Below are 17,739 nucleotides of genomic sequence, written 5' to 3'. Positions count from 1 at the left end.
GGAGCGCTGGCATAAGCGCCTTTGCCTGCTTATGTTGTCGCCTTTGCGGCCTGCGCAAGGGCCGATAGACAAGGAAGCATGAATGTCCACCTATGAAGACCGGCTGAAGGCGCTGCGCGCGCAGTTGGTGCGCGTGTCGCTCGACGGCTTCGTCGTGCCTCTGACCGATGAACATATGAGCGAATATGTCGGCGCCTATGCGCAGCGGCTTGCTTGGCTGACGGGGTTTCAAGGGTCGGCGGGCAGCGCGGTGGTGCTGCCGGAGCAGGCGGCGATCTTCACCGATGGCCGTTATACGCTGCAGGTGCGCGAGCAGGTGGACGGGGCGCATTGGGCCTATGAAAGCGTGCCGCAGACCTCGATCGCCGACTGGCTGGGCGTCCATGCGCCGCAGGGTGGCCAGATCGGCTATGACCCCTGGTTGCACACCAGCGCCTGGGTGAAGGCGGCAAGCGCGGCGCTCGCGAAGAAGGGCGCGACATTGGTCGCGGTCGACACCAACCCGATCGATGCGGTCTGGCCCGACCGCCCAGCGCCCAGCGCCGCGCGGCTGGTGGTGCATGACGATCGCTTTGCCGGGCGCAGCGCCGCCGACAAAAGGCAGGCGATCGCCGACTGGCTGGTGGAGACAGGCGCGGATGCCGCCGTGCTGTCTGCGCTCGATTCGATCGCCTGGGCCTTCAACATCCGGGGCAAGGATGTCGATCGCACGCCCGTCGCGCTCGCCTATGCTATCATCCATGCGGATGCGACCGCTGACCTCTATGTCGCGCCCGAAAAGATGGACGAGAGCGTCGCCCAGCATCTGGGCAATGCGGTGCGGGTCAGGGACGGTGTGACCTTCGCCGCCGCGCTGCGGGACTTCGCCGGAAAGACGGTCGTTGCCGACCCCGAACGGGCCGTCGCCGCGATCTTCGACGGCTTGCAGGAGGGCGGCGCGACCGTGCTGCCGCTGCGCGACCCGGCGGTGCTGCCCAAGGCGATCAAGAACGACGTGGAGATTGCCGGGCACAAGGCCGCGCAGGCACGCGATGGCGCGGCGCTCAGCCGCTTCCTCCATTGGGTGTCGGTCGAAGCGCCCAAGGGTGGCCTCACCGAAATGTCCGCCGCCGACCGGCTGGAAGCGTTCCGCAAGGAAACCGGCCTGCTCCAAGACTTGTCGTTCGATACGATCAGCGGTGCGGGGCCGAACGGCGCAGTGGTCCATTACCGGGTGGAGGACAAGACCAACCGCCCGATCGAGACTGGCACGCTCTATCTGGTCGATTCGGGTGGCCAATATCGCGACGGCACCACCGACGTCACCCGCACGCTGGCGATCGGCACGCCGACCCGCGAGATGCAGGAGCGGTTCACGCTGGTGTTGAAGGGCCATGTGGCTTTGGCGCGGGCCGTGTTCCCGGTGGGGACGCGCGGCGGCCAGCTCGACGTGCTCGCGCGGCAATATCTATGGGCACAGGGGCTGGATTATGCCCATGGCACCGGCCATGGCGTCGGCAGCTTCCTGTCGGTGCATGAAGGGCCGCAGCGGATCGCGACCTTCGGCGGCGGCGACGAGCCGTTGCAGGCGGGCATGATCCTGTCCAACGAGCCGGGCTATTACAAGACCGGCGAATATGGCATCCGCATCGAAAATCTGGTGCTGGTCGAGGAACGCGCCGTGCCGGGGGCGGAAAAGCCGATGCTGGGCTTTGCGACGCTGACCTTCGCGCCGATCGACCGGGCGCTGATCGCCACCGATTTGCTGGGGGCGGAAGAACGTAGCTGGATCGACGCCTATCATGTCCAGGTGCTGGACGTGGTTGGGCCGCAGTTGGAGGGCGATGCGCTGGCGTGGCTCAAGGGGGCCTGCGCGCCGCTATAAGGCGGCTAATCCTTGGCGGGATCGGGCGCGGGGGCGGGTGGCGTCTCCCGCGCCTGCGCCTTGCGACGGCGTAGATTGTCGCGCAACGCCTGCGCCAGTCGCGCCTTTTTGTCATCCTGTGTTTCGGCCATGACAACGCCCTAAGCAAATTGCATCAACCGCCGCAACCCGCCTTGACAAGGGGAACGTGCGCGGCCATAGGCCCGGCTCCCAGCGCAACGAGCGCCTGAGGATGAGAAACAGAGTGCTGCTGTAGCTCAGTGGTAGAGCGCGTCATTGGTAATGACGAGGTCGGGAGTTCAATCCTCCCCAGCAGCACCATTTCTTCCCCGCAAATCACCACAATGCCTCGGCGATCGAAGCCGATTTTCGTTCCCTGCGCTATCTGGCCATCATGACATCCACGGGCTTAGCCGTCACGAACCGCTCGACGCCCGGTGGTCGAAGGGCAAGCGGACCAACCGCACCGATTCCATTTTGGGCATCAATTTTCGCCCGGCTTCGTGCGGGACCAGTCAGGCTGGCGCGCAGGCGGCAGGCGTGTGGGCAGCTATGGACTCGCCATCCTTGCCGATAACGCCATGTGTTGGTGGACCCACCCTAAAGGCCGTATGGGATTTCCAAGATTTTGGTTCGATACACTTAAGAACGGGCTAAGACCAGTCGTTATATAGCACGGTGTTATGGGTATTTTCTTCAATACCTGCCAAATCCATATGATCTCATGGCCAGCTAAGTAACGATATATCGATCGACTGCTCGGCACGCGCATATTGCGATTTTCCTCAGGGGTATATTATGGATATGATTACGGCGGGCCAATATTTATTGGTCTATAACGCATTCTCTTTCACATTCGCATCAATGGCGGCCGCCACATTGTTTTTCTGGTTTGGTCGGTCTCAGGTCGGCCCCGCCTATAAGACGGCGTTGACGATCACGGGGCTGGTCACGGCGATTGCGGCCTATCATTATTATCGTATCTTCGAGAGCTGGTCAGAGGCTTATGCTTTGACCGATGGCGTGATTACCGCAAGCGGCGTCGCGTTCAATGATGCCTATCGCTATGTCGATTGGCTGCTGACGGTGCCGCTGTTGCTGATCGAACTGGTGTTGGTGATGCGGCTGTCGCAAAGCGCGACAGTATCTATGTCAGTGCGACTGGGTTCTGCTGCAGCCCTGATGATCATCCTGGGCTATCCCGGCGAAATCGCCGATAATAACAGCACGCGGGCATTGTGGGGCACCTTGTCGTCCATTCCCTTCCTCTACATCGTGTGGGAATTGTTCAAGGGACTGGGCGATGCGATCGAACGGCAGCCGGAAAGCGCCCGCGGCCTGATCAAGCAGGCGCGATTGCTGACCTTCGCCTCATGGGGTTTTTATCCCATCGTCTATATGATCCCCTATACCAGCTTCACCGGCGGCGCGGTCGAAACGGGCGTGCAGATCGGCTACACAATCGCTGATCTTATCGCCAAGGCCGGTGTCGGCATCCTCGTTTACATGATCGCCGTGCGTAAATCGGCGGCCGAATATGGTGAGCCGGGCAACCCCGCAACCCTGGTCGCGGCGAAGTAAGCTCCATCATGAACCGGCAGGCCGCATGCGGCCTGCGGTTCATGGCAGGGATATAGCGATGGATTTGAGCCTCCTCCGATTTGACGATTGGCGCATCGCCGGTCTGTTGGTGATCACGACTGCCACCATTTTCTTGTATCAATTCGGCGTCATATTCGATTCATCGGCGATGACGGCTCTGGCGTCGGCGGCGTTGCTTATTTTTGGCATGCCGCACGGCAGTTTCGATCTGGCGCTGCTACAAAGGGGGCCTGCGGTCGGGGGGCTGTTCCGGTCCCGGACCGCACTGATCATCCTTTATCTGACGTGCGCTGCCGCCATGTATCTTGTGTGGCGTACCGCACCGGTCGCAGCGTTGATGGCGTTTCTCATCATGTCGGTGATCCATTTTGCCGAGGATTGGGAAGGATGCGGCTCTTCCTTCCTAGCTGGAGGGATCGCGCTTGCCTTGATTTCCGCGCCATCGCTGATGCACGGGGACAGCCTTTCCGGCCTGTTCATGACCTTGTCCGGGCGCGCCTCGGCTGCCATCCTCGCCGACTATTTGCTGTTGGTGGCGCCCACCATGTTGCTGCTCGCGATCGCGGGGGTGGCAATGTTGTGGCACAGCGGTCGGCGCAGACTGGCGCTCTCGGCGGCCTGTGCCTTGACGGCCATGTTGCTACTGCCGCCGGTCATGGGGTTTGCGCTGTTCTTCTGCCTTGTCCACTCTCCCATCCAGTTCCGGTCTCACGCTACAGCGCTTGGACTGCGGGGGGCCGACCAATGGGGGGGCGCGGTCATTCCGCTGACCCTTGGCGGACTGGGCATCGCGATCGCGATTTTCGCAATGGGCAGCGGCCAATCCCTAGCCGATGGCATCTTCGCCAGCAGTTTCATTGCCTTGTCGGTCCTCACCGCGCCGCACATGGCCGTGCCGATCATCCTTCGCATGGTGCAGGCGCACGAGGCGCGTGCCGCGATATAAGATAGCGACCAGCCGCTTCGCCGTAGCGATGCAGGCAACGCAAAGGTTCAAGGCGAAGCATGTCCGCCAAGGTGTCGATATGATAATTGGGTAGCGTTTTGAAATTACCGCAGGCGCGGGCGCCTCACCCTATTTTTTCTTGCCGAAGTCCACGCTGACGACATTGGAGCCGTCCTCATTGGTGATGACGGGGCCGTCATTTTCGGCTTCGTCATGCGGTTCGGGCAGGGCGTCGGTCTGGACCTGGAATTGCAGGGCGAAGTTGACGGCGGGGTCCACGAACGCGGTGATCGCGGCGAAGGGGATATAGAGATGGGCGGCGACCTGGTTGAAGGTCAGGCTGACCTCGAAATGCTGGTCGCTGACCTTCAAATCCCAATATTTATTCTGCAGGACGATGGTCATTTCGTCCGGGAAGCGTTCCACCAGCCGCTTAGGGATGTCGACGCCGGGTGCCTGCGTCTTAAAGGTGATGTAGAAATGATGGCTGCCCGGCAGGCCGCCGCTGCGTTCCACCTCACCCAATACGCGGCCGACGACGGCGCGCAGGGCTTCCTGCACGATTTCGTCATAGGGAATCAGGCTGTCGGGCAGTTCTTCACTCATGGCCCAATGTCCTAACGGCGCGAATCATGCGGTCAACCCCCGCACGCGCAGATTGCATGGCGCGCACCACACGCTATAGGGCCAGCATGCGCACGGCCGAGATTCACCGCAACACAGCGGAAACCCAGATCGACGTGACCGTCAACCTTGACGGCACTGGCCTCTATTCGGTGTCGACCGGCATCGGTTTCCTCGACCATATGATCGAACAATTGTCGCGGCACTCGCTGATCGACATGAGCGTCAAGACGGTAGGCGACCTGCATGTCGACCAGCATCACACGACCGAGGATACCGGCATCGCGATCGGCGAAGCGGTGGCGCGGGCGCTGGGCGACAAGCGCGGCATCAGCCGCTATGGCAGCGTCTATTCGCCGATGGACGAGACGCTGAGCCGTGTGGCGCTCGACATTTCGGGTCGCCCCTGGCTGGTGTGCAAACTGCCCTTCACGGTACAGAAGATCGGCGAGTGGGACGCCGAGATGGTGGAGCATTTCTTCCACAGCTTCGCGCAAGCCGCCGGGATTACGCTGCATATCGAACTGCTTTATGGCGCGAACAACCACCATATCGTCGAAAGCGCGTTCAAAGGGCTGGCCCGCGCGCTGCGCCAGGCGGTCGAGATCGACCCGCGCAAGGCGGATGCGATCCCGTCCACCAAGGGCATGTTGTAAGGCATGACCATCGCCCTGATCGATTATGGCGCGGGCAATCTCCATTCGGTGCATAACGCCCTGCGCAAGGCGGGCGCGCAGGATGTCGTCATTACCGCGGACGCTGATCTCGTCCGCCGGGCCGATCGCATCGTCCTGCCCGGCGTAGGGGCATTTCGCGCCTGTCGCGACGCGCTGGTGGCGATCCCCGGCATGGTCGAGGCGATGGGCGAGGCGGTGAGCAGCCGCGCGGTGCCGTTTCTGGGCGTGTGCGTGGGGATGCAGTTGCTGGCTGACGCGGGCGAGGAATTCGGGCGGCATGAGGGACTAGGCTGGATAGCCGGCACGGTGCGGCTGATCGAACCGGCCGAGCCAGGCATCAAAGTGCCGCATATGGGCTGGAACGATGTGATCCTGCAGGGGACGCCGCCCTTGCTGGAGCCGGGCGAGGCCTATTTCCTGCATAGCTATCATTTCGAAGCGACCGATCCGGCCCATATCGCCGCGGTCACCAGCCATGGCGGCCCGCTGGTTGCGGCGGTGGCGCGCGACACCATCATCGGCTGCCAGTTCCACCCGGAAAAGAGCCAATCCTATGGCCTTTCCTTCCTCTCGCGCTTTCTGGAGTGGCGCCCTTGAGCTTCATCGTCTTTCCCGCCATCGACCTGAAAAATGGCCAGGTCGTCCGCTTGGCCGAGGGCGATATGGACCGCGCCACCGTTTATGGTGATGATCCCGCTGCGCAGGCGATGCTGTTCGCGCAGGCCGGCGCGCAGCATATCCATGTCGTGGACCTGGACGGCAGCTTTGCGGGCCGCGCGGTCAATGCCGACGCGGTCGAAAAGATCGTCGAGGCATTTCCGGGCCATGTCCAACTGGGCGGCGGCATCCGCAACCGCGAATCGGTGGAGCGCTGGTTCGACCTTGGTGTCTCGCGGATCGTCATCGGCACGGCTGCGCTGAAAGACCCGGCGTTCGTGAAGGTGGCCGCGCGCGACTTTCCCGGCGGCATCGTGGTGGCGGTCGATGCGCGCGACGGTTTCGTCGCGACCGACGGCTGGGCCGAAAAGTCCGACATGCCGGTGATCGACCTTGCCCGCCGGTTCGAGGATGCGGGCGTTGCCAGCCTGCTCTTCACCGATGTCGGCCGCGACGGGCTGCTCAAGGGCTGCAATATCGATGCGACGGTCGAACTCGCCCGCGCCACGAACATCCCGGTGATCGCCAGCGGCGGCGTGGCGGGGATTGCCGACATCCGCATATTGAGCTTGCATGCCGACGAGGGGATCGAAGGCGTGATCACGGGGCGCGCGCTCTATGACGGGCGACTGGACCTGAAAGCCGCGATGGCGGTGGCGCGGGCGGCGGCGTGACCGTCCGCACCCGGGTCATTCCCTGTCTCGACGTTGCCAATGGGCGCGTGGTCAAGGGGGTCAATTTCGTTGATCTGAAGGATGCGGGCGATCCGGTCGAGCAGGCGCGGCTCTATGACGCGGCGGGCGCGGACGAGCTGTGCTTTCTGGATATTACCGCAACGCATGAGGCGCGCGGGACCATCCTGGATGTCGTGCGGCGCACGGCGGAAGTCTGCTTCATGCCGGTGACCGTGGGCGGCGGGGTGCGCAGCGCCGACGATGCGCGCGCGCTGCTGCTGGCGGGCGCGGACAAGGTCGCGGTCAACAGCGCTGCCGTGGTGCGGCCCGAACTGGTGGCCGACATCGCCGACCGGTTCGGCAGCCAGTGCATCGTCGGATCGGTCGATGCGCGCAAGGTGGCGGAGGGCCGTTGGGAAATCTTCACCCATGGCGGGCGTCAGCCGACCGGGATCGACGCGCTGGACCATGCGCTGCGGCTGGCGGACCTCGGCGCGGGCGAATTGCTCGTCACCTCGATGGATGGGGACGGCACGCGGCTGGGCTATGACCTCGCGCTGACCCGCATGATTGCCGATGCCGTATCGGTGCCGGTGATCGCCAGCGGGGGCGTTGGCACGCTCGATCATCTGGTCGAGGGGGTGACGCTGGGCCATGCCAGCGCGGTGCTGGCGGCCTCGATCTTCCACTTTGGGCAACATACGATCGGCGAAGCGCACCGGGCGCTGGCAGCGGCTGGCGTGCCGGTGCGCGGCTAAAGCCCCAAAAGCGTCGATCTATTTTACAATAACCATAATCGCGCTTAGCGCGTTAACCTTGTTTTTCCCCGGAAATCCGTGCTTTGGGCCAATCGGCACGAAGTCTGCTTTAACCAGTTGCAGGTCGCGTTCGACCGTTATTGGCTAAACGCAAACAGGGTGAAAGACATGAACCTCAACAAGATGTTTCTGGTGGCCGGGGCCGCCGCTTTGATGGGCGTTGCCGTGCCTGCGCCGGCGCAGGCGACCTGGTGGTGCTGGTTTGGCAAGTGCGGCGGCGGTAGCAGCGGCGGCAGCTCTTCGACCGGCGGCAGCAGCAGTGGCGGTTCATCGGGCGGCACGCCGACTCCGGTGCCTGAGCCCGAGCAGATGGCGTTGTTCGCCATGGGTGCGGCAGTGCTCGTCGGCCGCGTCGTGGTGGCGCGTCGCAAGCGCAAGTAAATTTCGATTGACGGGTCGCGCGCGCGGCGCTTGATGCGCCTCATGCGCGCGACCCTTCAGACCCTTGAACAAACCATCCGCCAGCGGCGGACGGCGGACCCTTCCACCTCCTATGTCGCCAAGCTGACGGCCCGTGGCCGTAGCAAGATCGCGCAGAAGGTAGGCGAAGAGGCGGTCGAGACGGTGATCGCCGCGATGGAGGGCGACCGGGGCGGCGTGATCGGCGAAAGCGCCGACCTGTTATTCCATCTTGCCGTGCTGCTGGCCGACCTCGACATTAGTCTGGACGAGGTGATGGACGAACTCGACCGGCGCGAAGGCGTGTCGGGCATCGTCGAAAAGGCCGCGCGACCGACAGACTGACTCTTTTCCACCGGATAGATGTTGCGCGCCAGGCGTTGGGGCGTCAGCTTATTATCCTTACGGGGGAGATTATCATGGTGCGTACTGTTATCGGCGGCCTGGTCGGCGGGTTCGCCTTGTTCATTACCGGCTTCATCTTCTGGGGCACGCCCTTGAGCGCGCTCGCGCTCAGCCGCACCGACGAACAGGCAAGCGCCAATCTGCAGGCGGCGATGGCGCAGGCGCTGACGCCTACCGGCACCGGCGTCTATACAATTCCCGATCCCTCCTCGGCGCAGGGCACCGTGCTGTACGGCAAGGGGCCGGTCGCGCAGATTTTCTATAATGAGGGCGGCTTTCCGGTGATGGACAGCGGCGCGCTGATCGGTGGGCTGATCCTGGCGCTGATCGTCGGCGTCATCATTGCCATGTCGTTGCGCTTCATCGCGACGAACTTTGGCGATCGGATGCGCGTGGCCATCCTGTTCCCGCTGGCGGCCGTGCTGTGGATGCATATTGGGCAGGCCGTGTTCAACCATGCGCCCTGGGGCTATATTCTTTATCTGTCGTTCAGCGATTTTATCGGCGTCGCGCTGGCTGGCGTAATTGCGGCCAAGCTGATGGAGACGAAGGCGGCCGTGGTGAGAACCGACCCCATCCACTAAGCGGCTTCCTGCGCCAGGCGGATCATGCAGGCGGCATGGCGGCGGGCGATTTGCATGCGGTCCTCGCCATAGCCGCCGCCCATGGTGCTGGCGAGCGGTATGCCGCGCGCTCGGGCCTGGCGCATGACAAAACGGTCGCGGGCATCGAGGCCCGCATCCGTCAGCGCCAGTCGCCCCAGCCGGTCGTCGGCATGGGGATCGACCCCCGCCTGATATAGGATGAGGTCCGGCGCGAAATCGTCAAGGACGCGGGGCAGGGTGTCGGCGAGGATCGCCGCATAGGCGGCGTCCTCCACGCCGTCCGGTAGAGCGATGTCGAGCGTCGAGCGCGCCTTTCGGGCTGGAAAATTCTTGTCCGCATGGATCGACAGGGTGAAGATGTCGCCACGCCCGGCCATCAACGACGCGGTGCCATCGCCCTGATGCACGTCGAGGTCGAGGATCAGGATGCGGGCGACGTCGCCCTCCGCGATCAGCCGGTTGGCGGCGATGGCGAGGTCGTTGAACACGCAATAGCCCGCACCGCTATGCGCCAGCGCATGATGGCTGCCGCCTGCCGCATTCGCGCCATAGCCATGCGCCAGCGCCAGGCGCGCCGCAGCCCAGGTGCCGCCGGGCGAGAGCAGCGATCGACGCATCACCCGTTCGGTGACGGCAAAACCGATCCGCCGTTCCTTGTCGGGCGGGACGGACAGGTTGACGACCTGATCGACATAGGCGGGATCATGCACCGCCTCTATCCACGCGCGTGGCATCGGATCGGGCTGATGCAGGGTGAAGGGCGCGCCGGATTCGCGCAGCGCATCCATGACGAGGCCATATTTGTCGAAGCGGAACTGGCTGCCGGGTGTGGCGGGAGAGACATAGGCGGAATGGTGAACAACGTGCAGCATGATCTTTTCCGCTATGGTCGTTTGAACGATGGTGGCTTTGCGCTATCTGGTCCAGTATGAACCGCTCCCACCCGATCCGTATTCCTTTGCTGGCGCTGCTTGGCGTCAGTGCCCTTTCCCTGGCCGCGCAAGGCGCGGCGGCACCGCCTGTCGTGGCACCCACTCTGTCGCCGCCAGCCCAATCCACCCCAACATCACCGGCTCCCGGCATGGTGCAGGCGATTCCGGCCGCGCCCTTGCCCGCACCGATCCCGCCCTTGTCGGCGGCGCAGGAGGCCTGGGCCAATGACTGGTTGAAGCAGGGCGCAGCGCAGGGATTGATGGCGCGGCAGAAGGCCAGCGGGCCGTTGGCGGGCGAGGCGCTGGTGCGCGCGGTGCTGGATCGCGCCAAGGCGCTGTCCACCGGGCGCGTCGATACCGCTGATTTCCTGGAAGTCTGGGCATTGCGCCCCGCGCCGTTCGATCCGCGCCCCTCGCTCGCGCGCGCGGTGGCCGAGGACCGACTGGCGCAATGGGCGACCAGCCTCACGCCGCCCTATGCAGGCTATGAAGGCTTGCGCCAGGGCCTGGTCCGGTACGAGACGATACGCGATGAGGGCGGCTGGCCGACGCTGACCGCGCAGTCCGCGCCCGATGTGGTGCGCGCGCGCATCGCGATCGAGGATAGTGCGGTAACGCCCGGCGAGCGGCTGATCGACGTATTGCAACGCGCGCAGCGCCGCTATGGCCTCAATCCCACCGGTCTGCTCGACACGCGGACGCTGGCGGCGCTCAATGTGAGCGTGGACGAGCGGATCGCTGCGATCATGGCGAATATGGAACGGTGGCGCTGGATGCCGCGCAACCTGCCGGTCAATCGGGTGCAGGTGAATATCGCGGCGGCGGTGCTGACCATGTTCGAGGGCGATCAGCCGATCAGCTCGATGCGCGCCGTTACGGGCAGCCCCGACAATGCGACGCCAATGCTGATGTCGAACATTCATTCGATCGTGGTCAATCCGCCCTGGAACGTGCCGATGTCGATCGCCAAGCGCGAGCTGTTTCCCAAGGGACGGGCCACGCTGATCAAGCAGGGCTATAAGATCGTCAAGACCCCCGAAGGCGGCGAGCGGATCGTCCAGCCCGCCGGACCCAACAGCGCGCTTGGCCGGTTGAAGTTCGATTTCGCCAATCCATTCGCGGTCTATCTGCATGACACGCCGTCGCGCGGTAAATTTTCGAGCTATGACCGACTGGCAAGCCATGGTTGCATCCGCCTCGAAAAGCCGGTGTCGCTGGCCGAATTGATGGTGGCGAGCGACCCTGAACTCAACGGCCAGATTCAGAGCCTGATCGACGAAGGCAAGACTCAGCGCGTATCCTTGCCGCAAAATGTCGCGGTCTATCTGCTCTATTGGACCGCCTTTGCCAGCAATAACGGGACGATGAGCTTCCGTGCCGACCCCTATGGCTGGGACAAGCTGCTCGCGAGCAAGATCGAGGCGTCGAGCCGGCGCGTCGATCCCACAGCCGCCCCCGCCGCTACTATAGCTTTGAAGGATTGATCCCCCATGCGTAAAATCGCTTTTGCCGCGCTCATCGGCGCACTCGCTCTGTCTGCCTGTGGCAAGCAGGAACAGGAAGCGCCGGTCGTGAACAATCTGGTCGAACCGCCGGTCGAAAATGTGATTATCGAAGAGCCGGGCGTTGCGCTGCCGATGCCATCTAACAACGCCGTCGCGCCCGCGCCTGCCGCGCCGCCATCCGTATCGGAACAGCAGCAGATCCTGGACGATGCCGATGCCACCGGCATGACCGCGCGCCTGCCTGACATGCGCGACGAGGGGCAGCCAGCGGACGAGGCGAGCGGTACGGGGGAATGAAGCGCATTGCCCCGGCCTTGGACCGGGGCAATGCATTTGCTATAGGCGGCGGATGGATCGCCGCAATTTCACGAAGTTCGCCATAAGCGGATTCGCCCTTACATTTCTGCCCGACACGATGGGCAAGGCCGCGCTGCCGGTTGCGCCTCCACCCGCGCCGGTGCCCGCCATGCCTCGCGCCGCGCCGCTGCCGCCTTATGCGGGACTGCTGGAGCGGGCCAAGGCCGCGCTCGACCGCCATGCCGGAGCCGTGACGCTACGCGACCGGGTGGCCATTGCCGATTTCGATGCGCCCTCGAAGGATTTGCGCTTCCATGTCGTTGATCTGATTGGCGGACAGGCGCGCAGCTATCTTGTCGCCCACGGGCGGGGGTCGGACCCGGCCCATTCCGGCTGGCTTCAGAGTTTCTCCAACGAGCCCAATTCGCTCGCCAGCAGCGCGGGCGCGTTTCGGACGGGCGAGATGTATTTCGGCCAGCATGGGCAAGCGATGCGATTGGCCGGGTTGGACCCGCAAAATAACAATGCGGAACCGCGCGCCATCGTTCTGCACGGCGCGGATTATGTCGGTGAGGATCATATCGCCACTTGGGGCAAATGCGGCCGAAGCGAGGGCTGCTTTGCCGTCGCGCCGCATATGTTGCCGCACTTGCTGGCGCTGCTCGGCACGGGCCGCCTGCTCTATGCGGACAAGATCGGCACCGGTTGAGGGGCGTTAGCGCGCCCCTCAACCCTTTAACCGTTTAGCCAGCCTGGGGCGCGCCGGTCAGCGCCTGCGCCGAAGGCTTGTTGGTGGCATCGACGCTGCCGTCAGCCAGCATCTTCTTGGACATTTCCACCGCTTCAGTCTGAAGCGCCGTGTCGCTGGTCGACTGGCTGGCACCGATCAGCGCGGACAGCAGGATATTCTTGTTGATATTGTCCGTGGCATTTTCGGCGACCGACTTGCGGGCCAGCGTCAGCGCTTCGCTATACAGCGGTGCCGATCCAGCCTTGTCCTGCGCACCCAGTTTCTGGTTGCCCATTTGGATCAGGATACCGGCCAGGATGTTGCGGCTGGCTGCGTCGGTCGGCTTGGCTTCCACTAGCTTGCGCCAATAGGGCAGCGATTCGCCATATAGCGCAATCGTCTTGTCCAACTGACCCATGGCACCATAGGCGGCGGCGTTGGCATACAGCGCGTTGGCGAGGAAATTCACATTGTCCGTCTTGGACGGGTCGGATTCGACCGCCGTTTTGATGGCAGGGATGGCCGCTTCATATTTGGTGACGGCCGTGGCGTTATCGCCGCTCTGCTGCGCGCTTTGCCCTGCGGTGAAATCGGTAACGGCCGTGTTGAAGGCGACGATCTGTTCCGGCGTCATCGCGGTCGCTGCAGGCGCGGCCTCTGCGGGCGCAGCCGGATCAGTCGGCGTCGTGGCGGCAGGCGTCGAAGCTGCGGGAGCGGCGGGCGCTTCCTGCGCGAATGCAGGGGCGGTCATCGCCGTCGAAAGGGTCAAAAAAGCAATCAATGCGGACTTTGGCAACGTCAGGGTCTCCTTATTCGTCGTCTGTAAATATCGAGTGGGCAACATTGCTGCCCCGCAACATCTTTAATGAACGAAGGAACGCAGGAGTTCCCACCCCGCCAAACTCAGCTCATCGCACAAAAGGCTCCGGCCATGGAAAATTCGCTTTTGCGCCGTGCGCTGCGGGCTGCCGCTTGCGCATCTTCGCCCCATTGTTCGACCTGCCAGCCTCGTCGATCTCGGCTGCCTGCCATATTGCTTCAGCACTATGGCTATTTTCGAGCACCGCCAGGCCACATACCAGCGATCCGCTAAGCGTCACCAGCGTGGACAGGCCCGCCAGGCGGAACGGATCATGCCCCGCAACCGCCGCCTGCAACCGGGCGAGCGTCGCTTCGGGCTGGGCGACCGGCAGGATGCCCTGCGTCACCACGAACGCCACGTCATAGCGCGCGCGCGCCCAGTCCAGCAGCGGATCCCAGGCCTCCGCCTGCCGCGCGACCAGCGTATCAGGGGCATGCGCGCGATAGCAAAGCAGGTCGCTCTCGCCATAGCGCGCGATCCCGGCGGCAAATTGCGCCCGGTTGGGCACAATATGATCGATCGCCGCATTGGCGAGGCCCGTAAATGGCATGGAAGCCGGATCGACCGTCTCCCCCTGCGCGCGCCATTCCTCCGCAACCGCCTGCGCCAGCGCCAGTGTTGGTAGCGACAGCGGCGCGCGGGCGGGGGTGCGGACCGGACGATCATCGAGGCGAATGGCATGGCCATCGCCCTCGGCCACGATCGTCACATCCTTGTAGAAGCGTTTCATGACCCCGTCCGCTTGAACAGGGCCAGCATCAGGCGCGGCACCACGAGGAACTGGAACAGGCCGACCACGACCATGATCGCGCCGAACGCCTTGGCCTTGTCACCCTGCACCCAGGAAAAGCGCTGCATGATGGCGAGGAAGCCGATCATCACGACGAACGCGCCGGACAGGCGGAACAGGCCGATGGCGAAATGGCGCTGACGCGCGATCTTTTCGCGATCGACGGGCGGGATCGGGGGCATATCGGTCATGGCGCGCCGATATGGCCGCGCAAAGCCGCGCTGTCCATCGCCACGGCTTGCGCGCCCGATGCGAGCAGTTCTGCTGGCGAGTGATAGCCCCAGGCGACGCCGATGCTGCGCACGCCCGCGGCGACCCCCATGTCGATGTCGAAACTGGTGTCGCCGATCATGACCGTGCTGTCCGGTGTGGCCCCGGCATCGGCCATGGCGGTCAGCAGCATAGACGGGTGCGGCTTGGACGGGTGACGGTCGGCGGTTTGGAGCGTCACGAAACGGTCGATCAGGCCGTGATGGGTGAGGCAGAGCGCCAGCCCGCGATCGGACTTGCCGGTCGCGACACCCAGCAGCCAGCCGGCTGCGTCCAGTTCCACCACCAGATCGGCAATGCCGGGATAGAGTGGTTCGCACACGCCCTCCTCCCGCCGCATCGCCTGAAACGCCAGTTTGTAGCGGTCGGACAGATGATCGTGAAAATCCGCCTCCGCGTCCGGCAACAGCCGCGCGATGGCGAGCGGCAGAGACAGGCCGACGACCGAGAGAATGGCGGGCCGGTCGGGCGGCGCGAGCTTGGCTTCCTCGAACGCGCGGGTCATGGCGGTACAGATACTATGCTGGCTATCGACCAGCGTTCCGTCGCAGTCGAAGACGACAAGCGGGTTGCTCATGCCAATGTCCCCCGCATGCGCGCCGCCAACGCGCCGCCGCCCACCGCGTCGAGCGCGTCGGCAACCCCAATGCGCGCCGCTTCGGGCTTGTCCTGTCCCAGCTTGGCGGTGCCGTGGATCGCCTCCACCTGCATCGCAAAACCGACCAGCCCGGTCATTATCTTGTCGAACAGGCCATCGCTCATCTTGTCGCGCGTCCATAATGGCTTGGGTGCGAGCCGCCGCTCCTGCTCGTGGCTCAGCGCGTCGATCTGCGCGATGGTTTCGGCCTTGTCCAACCGCACCATCGGCCCGCGCAATTCGGCCGCGACATAGTTCCAGGTCGGCACCTTGTCGGGCAGGCCATACCAGTCGGGGCTGATATAGGCCTGATCGCCGGTGACGACGATCAGCGCGTCCTGCCCGTCGAGATGCGGCACGATCGGGTTGGCGCGATGGAGGTGCAGGCCGATCCGCCGCTCGTCCAGCCAGATGAGCGGCAAATGGACGACATGCATCCGGTCGGGCGCGGCGACGCAGAGCAGGCCAAAGCCCGTCTGCGCCACGAAATCACGGATCGCGGCCTCATCGGTCCAGCGATAGGGCGCGCCCGGCGTCATTCGTCGCGGGAACCTCCGCGCGACCGGCGTTCGCCCTTGCGGTCCTTGCGGACCTGCTTGGCATGCTGGCGCGCGAACTTCTTTTCATCCTCGCGGGTCGGGGTCCGGTCGATCTCATCGTCGAGCAGCATGTCGCCAAGGCTGAGATCGAAACCCATGTCCGCGAGGCTGGCGGCGAAATGCGTCGCGGCTCGGCCATCACATCGACCCGGCCGCCATCGGGATGATCGACGCGGATGCGGCGGGCGTGGAGATGCATCTTGCGGCTGATCGAGCCGGTCAGGAAACTATCCTTGCCGCCATATTTGCCGTCGCCCACGATCGGATGGCCGATCGCCGCCAGATGCACGCGCAACTGGTGCGTGCGGCCGGTATAGGGTTGCAGCTCGACCCAACAGGCGCGGTTGCCGGCGCGCTCGATGATGCGATAGCGGGTGCGGGCGGGAAGACCTTCTTCCTCATCGACATGCATCTTCTCGCCGCCGGTGCCCGGCTGCTTGGCGAGCGGCAGTTCGATCATCCCGTCGGAGATGGACGGTACGCCGATCACCAGCGCCCAATAGACTTTGCGCGCGGTGCGGCTCGAAAAGGCCTTGGCGAAATGCGCGGCGGCGCGGCTGGTGCGGGCGATCAGCAGCGCGCCCGACGTGTCCTTGTCCAGCCGGTGGACCAGCTTGGGACGCGATTCGGAATCGAACATCAGGCCGTCGAGCAGCTTGTCGACATGCTCGTCGGTCCTTGTGCCGCCCTGCGTCGAAAGGCCCGGCGGCTTGTTGATGACGATGGCCTGCGCGTCGCGATGGATCACCATCTCCTGTACGAAAGCGATCTCGTCCTCGGTCAGGTCGATGACGCGCTCGCGCTTGGGCCGTTCGGCGGCAGGGGCCTTGGCTTCGGCGGGCGGTACGCGGATCATCTGCCCTTCGGCAACGCGGTCGCCCGGCGCGGCGCGCGCGCCGTCGATGCGCAACTGGCCGGTGCGCGACCAGCGCGACACGATGTTGAAGCCGACATCGGGCAAATGCCGCTGGAACCAGCGATCCAGGCGGATGCCGTCATCGTCGGGCTGGACCCGATATTGCCGCACGTCGAGCGAGACGCCCTTGATGGCGCTTGGCTTGGCGGGTGCGGAAGCCACAATGGCGGCCTTTGCGACCGCAGGCTTGGCGGCAGCTTTGCTTGCTGGCTTTGCGCCCGATTTGAATGGGGCCTTGAACGCGGGCTTGCCGCCTTCGCCCTTGCGCGCGGTTGCGGCCTTGGCCCCGCCGCGGGCGCGACCGGGCGCGCCGGATGGCTTAGTGAAGGATCGGGAGCTGCCGCTTTTGCCGTCGGCAGCCTTGCCGAATGCAGGTTTGCTGCCTGATGGTTTGCCGCCAGCCGTTTTGCTGCCAGCAGACTTGCCGGGCGCTGCAGGCTTGCGACCGCGCGGGGCATCGCTCTTGGGTGGGGGACGGCCCTTCATGCCACGACACTCCGCATCACGGTGAGGCCGAGCGCAAGCGCCACGACCGCGCCGATCACTGACGCCAGTGCATAGCCCAAGGCGACGATCATCTGGCCGCGCTCGAACATCAGCAGCGTTTCCAGGCTGAAGGCGGAGAAGGTGGTGAAGCCGCCGAGCAGGCCGACGCCGAGCAGCAGCCGGATCGGTTCGCCCGCCACCGCGCTGCCGCGCGCCAGCCATCCGGCCAGCAGTCCCATGGCAAAGCCGCCGATCAGATTGGCGGCGAACGTGCCCCAGGGCCATGTCGCGCCAGGCGTCAAATGCCCGACGAAGCGCCCAAGCTGGTAGCGCAGCGCCGCGCCAACCGCGCCGCCACCCATTACAAGAAAGATATTGGTCATGACTATCGCCCTATAGCGATTCCGCCAAAGGGGAAAGGTCGATGGTGAAACAGTCTTCCTG

At 64.3% G+C, this 17,739-nt stretch carries 21 protein-coding genes, 1 tRNA gene and 2 pseudogenes; 14 read left to right on the top strand and 10 right to left on the bottom strand.

Going from position 1 to position 17,739, the window contains the following annotated elements; genetic code table 11:
• The first annotated feature begins 82 nt into the window (after positions 1–82).
• Positions 83–1,864: an aminopeptidase P family protein gene (locus BF95_RS06255; RefSeq protein ID WP_043150128.1), complete on the top strand. Its 1,782-nt coding sequence runs from the start codon at positions 83–85 to the stop codon at positions 1,862–1,864.
• Positions 1,865–1,869: 5 nt separating this feature from the next.
• On the opposite strand, the gene BF95_RS30295 is transcribed toward BF95_RS06255, so the two are convergent.
• Positions 1,870–1,995, bottom strand: a complete 126-nt coding sequence (locus BF95_RS30295; RefSeq protein WP_257785054.1) for a hypothetical protein — start codon at positions 1,993–1,995, stop codon at positions 1,870–1,872.
• 115 nt (positions 1,996–2,110) lie between these two features.
• On the opposite strand from BF95_RS30295, the gene BF95_RS06250 reads away from it, so the two are divergent.
• The 3 genes from BF95_RS06250 (at position 2,111) to BF95_RS06240 (ending at position 4,412) form a co-directional block, all read left to right on the top strand.
• Positions 2,111–2,185, top strand: a tRNA-Thr gene (locus BF95_RS06250).
• 477 nt (positions 2,186–2,662) lie between these two features.
• The gene (locus BF95_RS06245; protein WP_043150126.1) at positions 2,663–3,445 is read left to right on the top strand and encodes a bacteriorhodopsin-like; all 783 of its coding nucleotides are present in this window, start codon (positions 2,663–2,665) and stop codon (positions 3,443–3,445) included.
• A gap of 58 nt (positions 3,446–3,503) precedes the next feature.
• Positions 3,504–4,412, top strand: a complete 909-nt coding sequence (locus BF95_RS06240) for a beta-carotene 15,15'-dioxygenase, Brp/Blh family (RefSeq protein ID WP_043150125.1) — start codon at positions 3,504–3,506, stop codon at positions 4,410–4,412.
• A gap of 129 nt (positions 4,413–4,541) precedes the next feature.
• Here BF95_RS06240 and BF95_RS06235 read toward each other — a convergent pair whose 3' ends face one another.
• Positions 4,542–5,018, bottom strand: a complete 477-nt coding sequence (locus BF95_RS06235; RefSeq protein ID WP_043150122.1) for an SspB family protein — start codon at positions 5,016–5,018, stop codon at positions 4,542–4,544.
• 86 nt (positions 5,019–5,104) lie between these two features.
• Between BF95_RS06235 and hisB the strand changes: the two genes are divergently transcribed.
• The 7 genes from hisB to BF95_RS06200 all read left to right on the top strand — a co-directional run bounded on the left by hisB (position 5,105) and on the right by BF95_RS06200 (position 9,250).
• Positions 5,105–5,692 (top strand): imidazoleglycerol-phosphate dehydratase HisB, encoded by a 588-nt coding sequence (gene hisB / locus BF95_RS06230; RefSeq protein WP_043150195.1) that lies wholly within the window; start codon positions 5,105–5,107, stop codon positions 5,690–5,692.
• Between the two features lie 3 nt (positions 5,693–5,695).
• Entirely contained in the window at positions 5,696–6,310 is a 615-nt protein-coding gene (gene hisH / locus BF95_RS06225; RefSeq protein WP_043150120.1) for an imidazole glycerol phosphate synthase subunit HisH, read from the top strand.
• On the top strand, positions 6,307–7,044 hold the full coding sequence (hisA, locus tag BF95_RS06220; protein ID WP_043150192.1) for a 1-(5-phosphoribosyl)-5-[(5-phosphoribosylamino)methylideneamino]imidazole-4-carboxamide isomerase: 738 nt from the start codon (positions 6,307–6,309) through the stop codon (positions 7,042–7,044). The genes hisH and hisA overlap by 4 nt, the downstream gene beginning before the upstream one ends.
• Positions 7,041–7,802, top strand: coding sequence for an imidazole glycerol phosphate synthase subunit HisF (hisF, locus tag BF95_RS06215; protein WP_043150118.1), 762 nt, complete (start codon positions 7,041–7,043; stop codon positions 7,800–7,802). Before hisA ends, hisF begins: the two co-directional genes overlap by 4 nt.
• A 168-nt stretch (positions 7,803–7,970) precedes the next feature.
• Positions 7,971–8,243 (top strand): PEP-CTERM sorting domain-containing protein, encoded by a 273-nt coding sequence (locus BF95_RS06210; protein WP_043150116.1) that lies wholly within the window; start codon positions 7,971–7,973, stop codon positions 8,241–8,243.
• 42 nt (positions 8,244–8,285) lie between these two features.
• Entirely contained in the window at positions 8,286–8,606 is a 321-nt protein-coding gene (locus BF95_RS06205) for a phosphoribosyl-ATP diphosphatase (protein WP_043150190.1), read from the top strand.
• Positions 8,607–8,680: 74 nt separating this feature from the next.
• Complete coding sequence (locus tag BF95_RS06200) at positions 8,681–9,250, top strand: hypothetical protein (RefSeq protein WP_200866887.1); 570 nt, start codon at positions 8,681–8,683, stop codon at positions 9,248–9,250.
• Here BF95_RS06200 and BF95_RS06195 read toward each other — a convergent pair.
• The gene (locus BF95_RS06195; protein ID WP_043150113.1) at positions 9,247–10,143 is read right to left on the bottom strand and encodes a histone deacetylase family protein; all 897 of its coding nucleotides are present in this window, start codon (positions 10,141–10,143) and stop codon (positions 9,247–9,249) included. The genes BF95_RS06200 and BF95_RS06195 overlap by 4 nt on opposite strands.
• Positions 10,144–10,199: 56 nt before the next feature.
• On the opposite strand from BF95_RS06195, the gene BF95_RS06190 reads away from it, so the two are divergent.
• Genes BF95_RS06190 through BF95_RS06180 form a run of 3 tightly spaced genes read left to right on the top strand, consistent with a single transcriptional unit; the run spans position 10,200 to position 12,714 of the window.
• The gene (locus BF95_RS06190; protein ID WP_043150111.1) at positions 10,200–11,687 is read left to right on the top strand and encodes a L,D-transpeptidase family protein; all 1,488 of its coding nucleotides are present in this window, start codon (positions 10,200–10,202) and stop codon (positions 11,685–11,687) included.
• Positions 11,688–11,693: 6 nt separating this feature from the next.
• Complete coding sequence (locus BF95_RS06185; RefSeq protein ID WP_043150109.1) at positions 11,694–12,005, top strand: hypothetical protein; 312 nt, start codon at positions 11,694–11,696, stop codon at positions 12,003–12,005.
• A 52-nt stretch (positions 12,006–12,057) separates the two neighbouring features.
• Positions 12,058–12,714 (top strand): murein L,D-transpeptidase catalytic domain family protein, encoded by a 657-nt coding sequence (locus BF95_RS06180; RefSeq protein ID WP_043150103.1) that lies wholly within the window; start codon positions 12,058–12,060, stop codon positions 12,712–12,714.
• A 34-nt stretch (positions 12,715–12,748) separates the two neighbouring features.
• Here the strand turns inward: BF95_RS06180 and BF95_RS06175 are convergent, their stop codons facing one another.
• The 7 genes and pseudogenes from BF95_RS06175 to crcB form a co-directional block, all read right to left on the bottom strand.
• On the bottom strand, positions 12,749–13,486 hold the full coding sequence (locus BF95_RS06175; protein ID WP_443018340.1) for a hypothetical protein: 738 nt from the start codon (positions 13,484–13,486) through the stop codon (positions 12,749–12,751).
• Between the two features lie 152 nt (positions 13,487–13,638).
• Positions 13,639–14,327 (bottom strand): annotated as a pseudogene (locus BF95_RS06170) (ATP12 family chaperone protein).
• Positions 14,324–14,578, bottom strand: a complete 255-nt coding sequence (locus BF95_RS06165) for a hypothetical protein (protein WP_043150094.1) — start codon at positions 14,576–14,578, stop codon at positions 14,324–14,326. The pseudogene BF95_RS06170 and the gene BF95_RS06165 overlap by 4 nt, the downstream one beginning before the upstream one ends.
• A complete protein-coding gene (locus tag BF95_RS06160) occupies positions 14,575–15,234 on the bottom strand; it encodes an HAD-IA family hydrolase (RefSeq protein ID WP_043150091.1) in 660 nt (219 codons plus the stop codon). Before BF95_RS06160 ends, BF95_RS06165 begins: the two co-directional genes overlap by 4 nt.
• Entirely contained in the window at positions 15,231–15,833 is a 603-nt protein-coding gene (locus tag BF95_RS06155; RefSeq protein WP_043150090.1) for an FMN-binding negative transcriptional regulator, read from the bottom strand. Before BF95_RS06155 ends, BF95_RS06160 begins: the two co-directional genes overlap by 4 nt.
• Positions 15,830–17,295 (bottom strand): annotated as a pseudogene (locus BF95_RS06150) (RluA family pseudouridine synthase). The gene BF95_RS06155 and the pseudogene BF95_RS06150 overlap by 4 nt, the downstream one beginning before the upstream one ends.
• Positions 17,292–17,678, bottom strand: a complete 387-nt coding sequence (gene crcB, locus BF95_RS06145; RefSeq protein WP_043150089.1) for a fluoride efflux transporter CrcB — start codon at positions 17,676–17,678, stop codon at positions 17,292–17,294. The pseudogene BF95_RS06150 and the gene crcB overlap by 4 nt, the downstream one beginning before the upstream one ends.
• Between the last annotated feature and the right edge of the window lie 61 nt (positions 17,679–17,739).

This window comes from Sphingobium sp. Ant17 (assembly GCF_000588875.1).
Taxonomy (GTDB): Bacteria; Pseudomonadota; Alphaproteobacteria; order Sphingomonadales; family Sphingomonadaceae; genus Sphingobium.
Note: the sequence above shows the minus strand (reverse complement) of the source record. Positions and strands in the feature narration are given on the sequence as shown.

What these genes read in the sequence shown, in the direction of transcription:
- BF95_RS06255 (WP_043150128.1), top strand. Translation starts at nt 83, where the DNA reads ATGTCCACCTATGAAGACCGGCTGAAGGCGCTGCGCGCGCAGTTGGTG.
- BF95_RS30295 (WP_257785054.1), bottom strand. Translation starts at nt 1,995, where the DNA reads ATGGCCGAAACACAGGATGACAAAAAGGCGCGACTGGCGCAGGCGTTG.
- BF95_RS06245 (WP_043150126.1), top strand. Translation starts at nt 2,663, where the DNA reads ATGGATATGATTACGGCGGGCCAATATTTATTGGTCTATAACGCATTC.
- BF95_RS06240 (WP_043150125.1), top strand. Translation starts at nt 3,504, where the DNA reads ATGGATTTGAGCCTCCTCCGATTTGACGATTGGCGCATCGCCGGTCTG.
- BF95_RS06235 (WP_043150122.1), bottom strand. Translation starts at nt 5,018, where the DNA reads ATGAGTGAAGAACTGCCCGACAGCCTGATTCCCTATGACGAAATCGTG.
- hisB (WP_043150195.1), top strand. Translation starts at nt 5,105, where the DNA reads ATGCGCACGGCCGAGATTCACCGCAACACAGCGGAAACCCAGATCGAC.
- hisH (WP_043150120.1), top strand. Translation starts at nt 5,696, where the DNA reads ATGACCATCGCCCTGATCGATTATGGCGCGGGCAATCTCCATTCGGTG.
- BF95_RS06210 (WP_043150116.1), top strand. Translation starts at nt 7,971, where the DNA reads ATGAACCTCAACAAGATGTTTCTGGTGGCCGGGGCCGCCGCTTTGATG.
- BF95_RS06205 (WP_043150190.1), top strand. Translation starts at nt 8,286, where the DNA reads ATGCGCGCGACCCTTCAGACCCTTGAACAAACCATCCGCCAGCGGCGG.
- BF95_RS06200 (WP_200866887.1), top strand. Translation starts at nt 8,681, where the DNA reads ATGGTGCGTACTGTTATCGGCGGCCTGGTCGGCGGGTTCGCCTTGTTC.
- BF95_RS06195 (WP_043150113.1), bottom strand. Translation starts at nt 10,143, where the DNA reads ATGCTGCACGTTGTTCACCATTCCGCCTATGTCTCTCCCGCCACACCC.
- BF95_RS06190 (WP_043150111.1), top strand. Translation starts at nt 10,200, where the DNA reads ATGAACCGCTCCCACCCGATCCGTATTCCTTTGCTGGCGCTGCTTGGC.
- BF95_RS06185 (WP_043150109.1), top strand. Translation starts at nt 11,694, where the DNA reads ATGCGTAAAATCGCTTTTGCCGCGCTCATCGGCGCACTCGCTCTGTCT.
- BF95_RS06180 (WP_043150103.1), top strand. Translation starts at nt 12,058, where the DNA reads ATGGATCGCCGCAATTTCACGAAGTTCGCCATAAGCGGATTCGCCCTT.
- BF95_RS06175 (WP_443018340.1), bottom strand. Translation starts at nt 13,486, where the DNA reads ATGACCGCCCCTGCATTCGCGCAGGAAGCGCCCGCCGCTCCCGCAGCT.
- BF95_RS06165 (WP_043150094.1), bottom strand. Translation starts at nt 14,578, where the DNA reads ATGACCGATATGCCCCCGATCCCGCCCGTCGATCGCGAAAAGATCGCG.
- BF95_RS06160 (WP_043150091.1), bottom strand. Translation starts at nt 15,234, where the DNA reads ATGAGCAACCCGCTTGTCGTCTTCGACTGCGACGGAACGCTGGTCGAT.
- BF95_RS06155 (WP_043150090.1), bottom strand. Translation starts at nt 15,833, where the DNA reads ATGACGCCGGGCGCGCCCTATCGCTGGACCGATGAGGCCGCGATCCGT.
- crcB (WP_043150089.1), bottom strand. Translation starts at nt 17,678, where the DNA reads ATGACCAATATCTTTCTTGTAATGGGTGGCGGCGCGGTTGGCGCGGCG.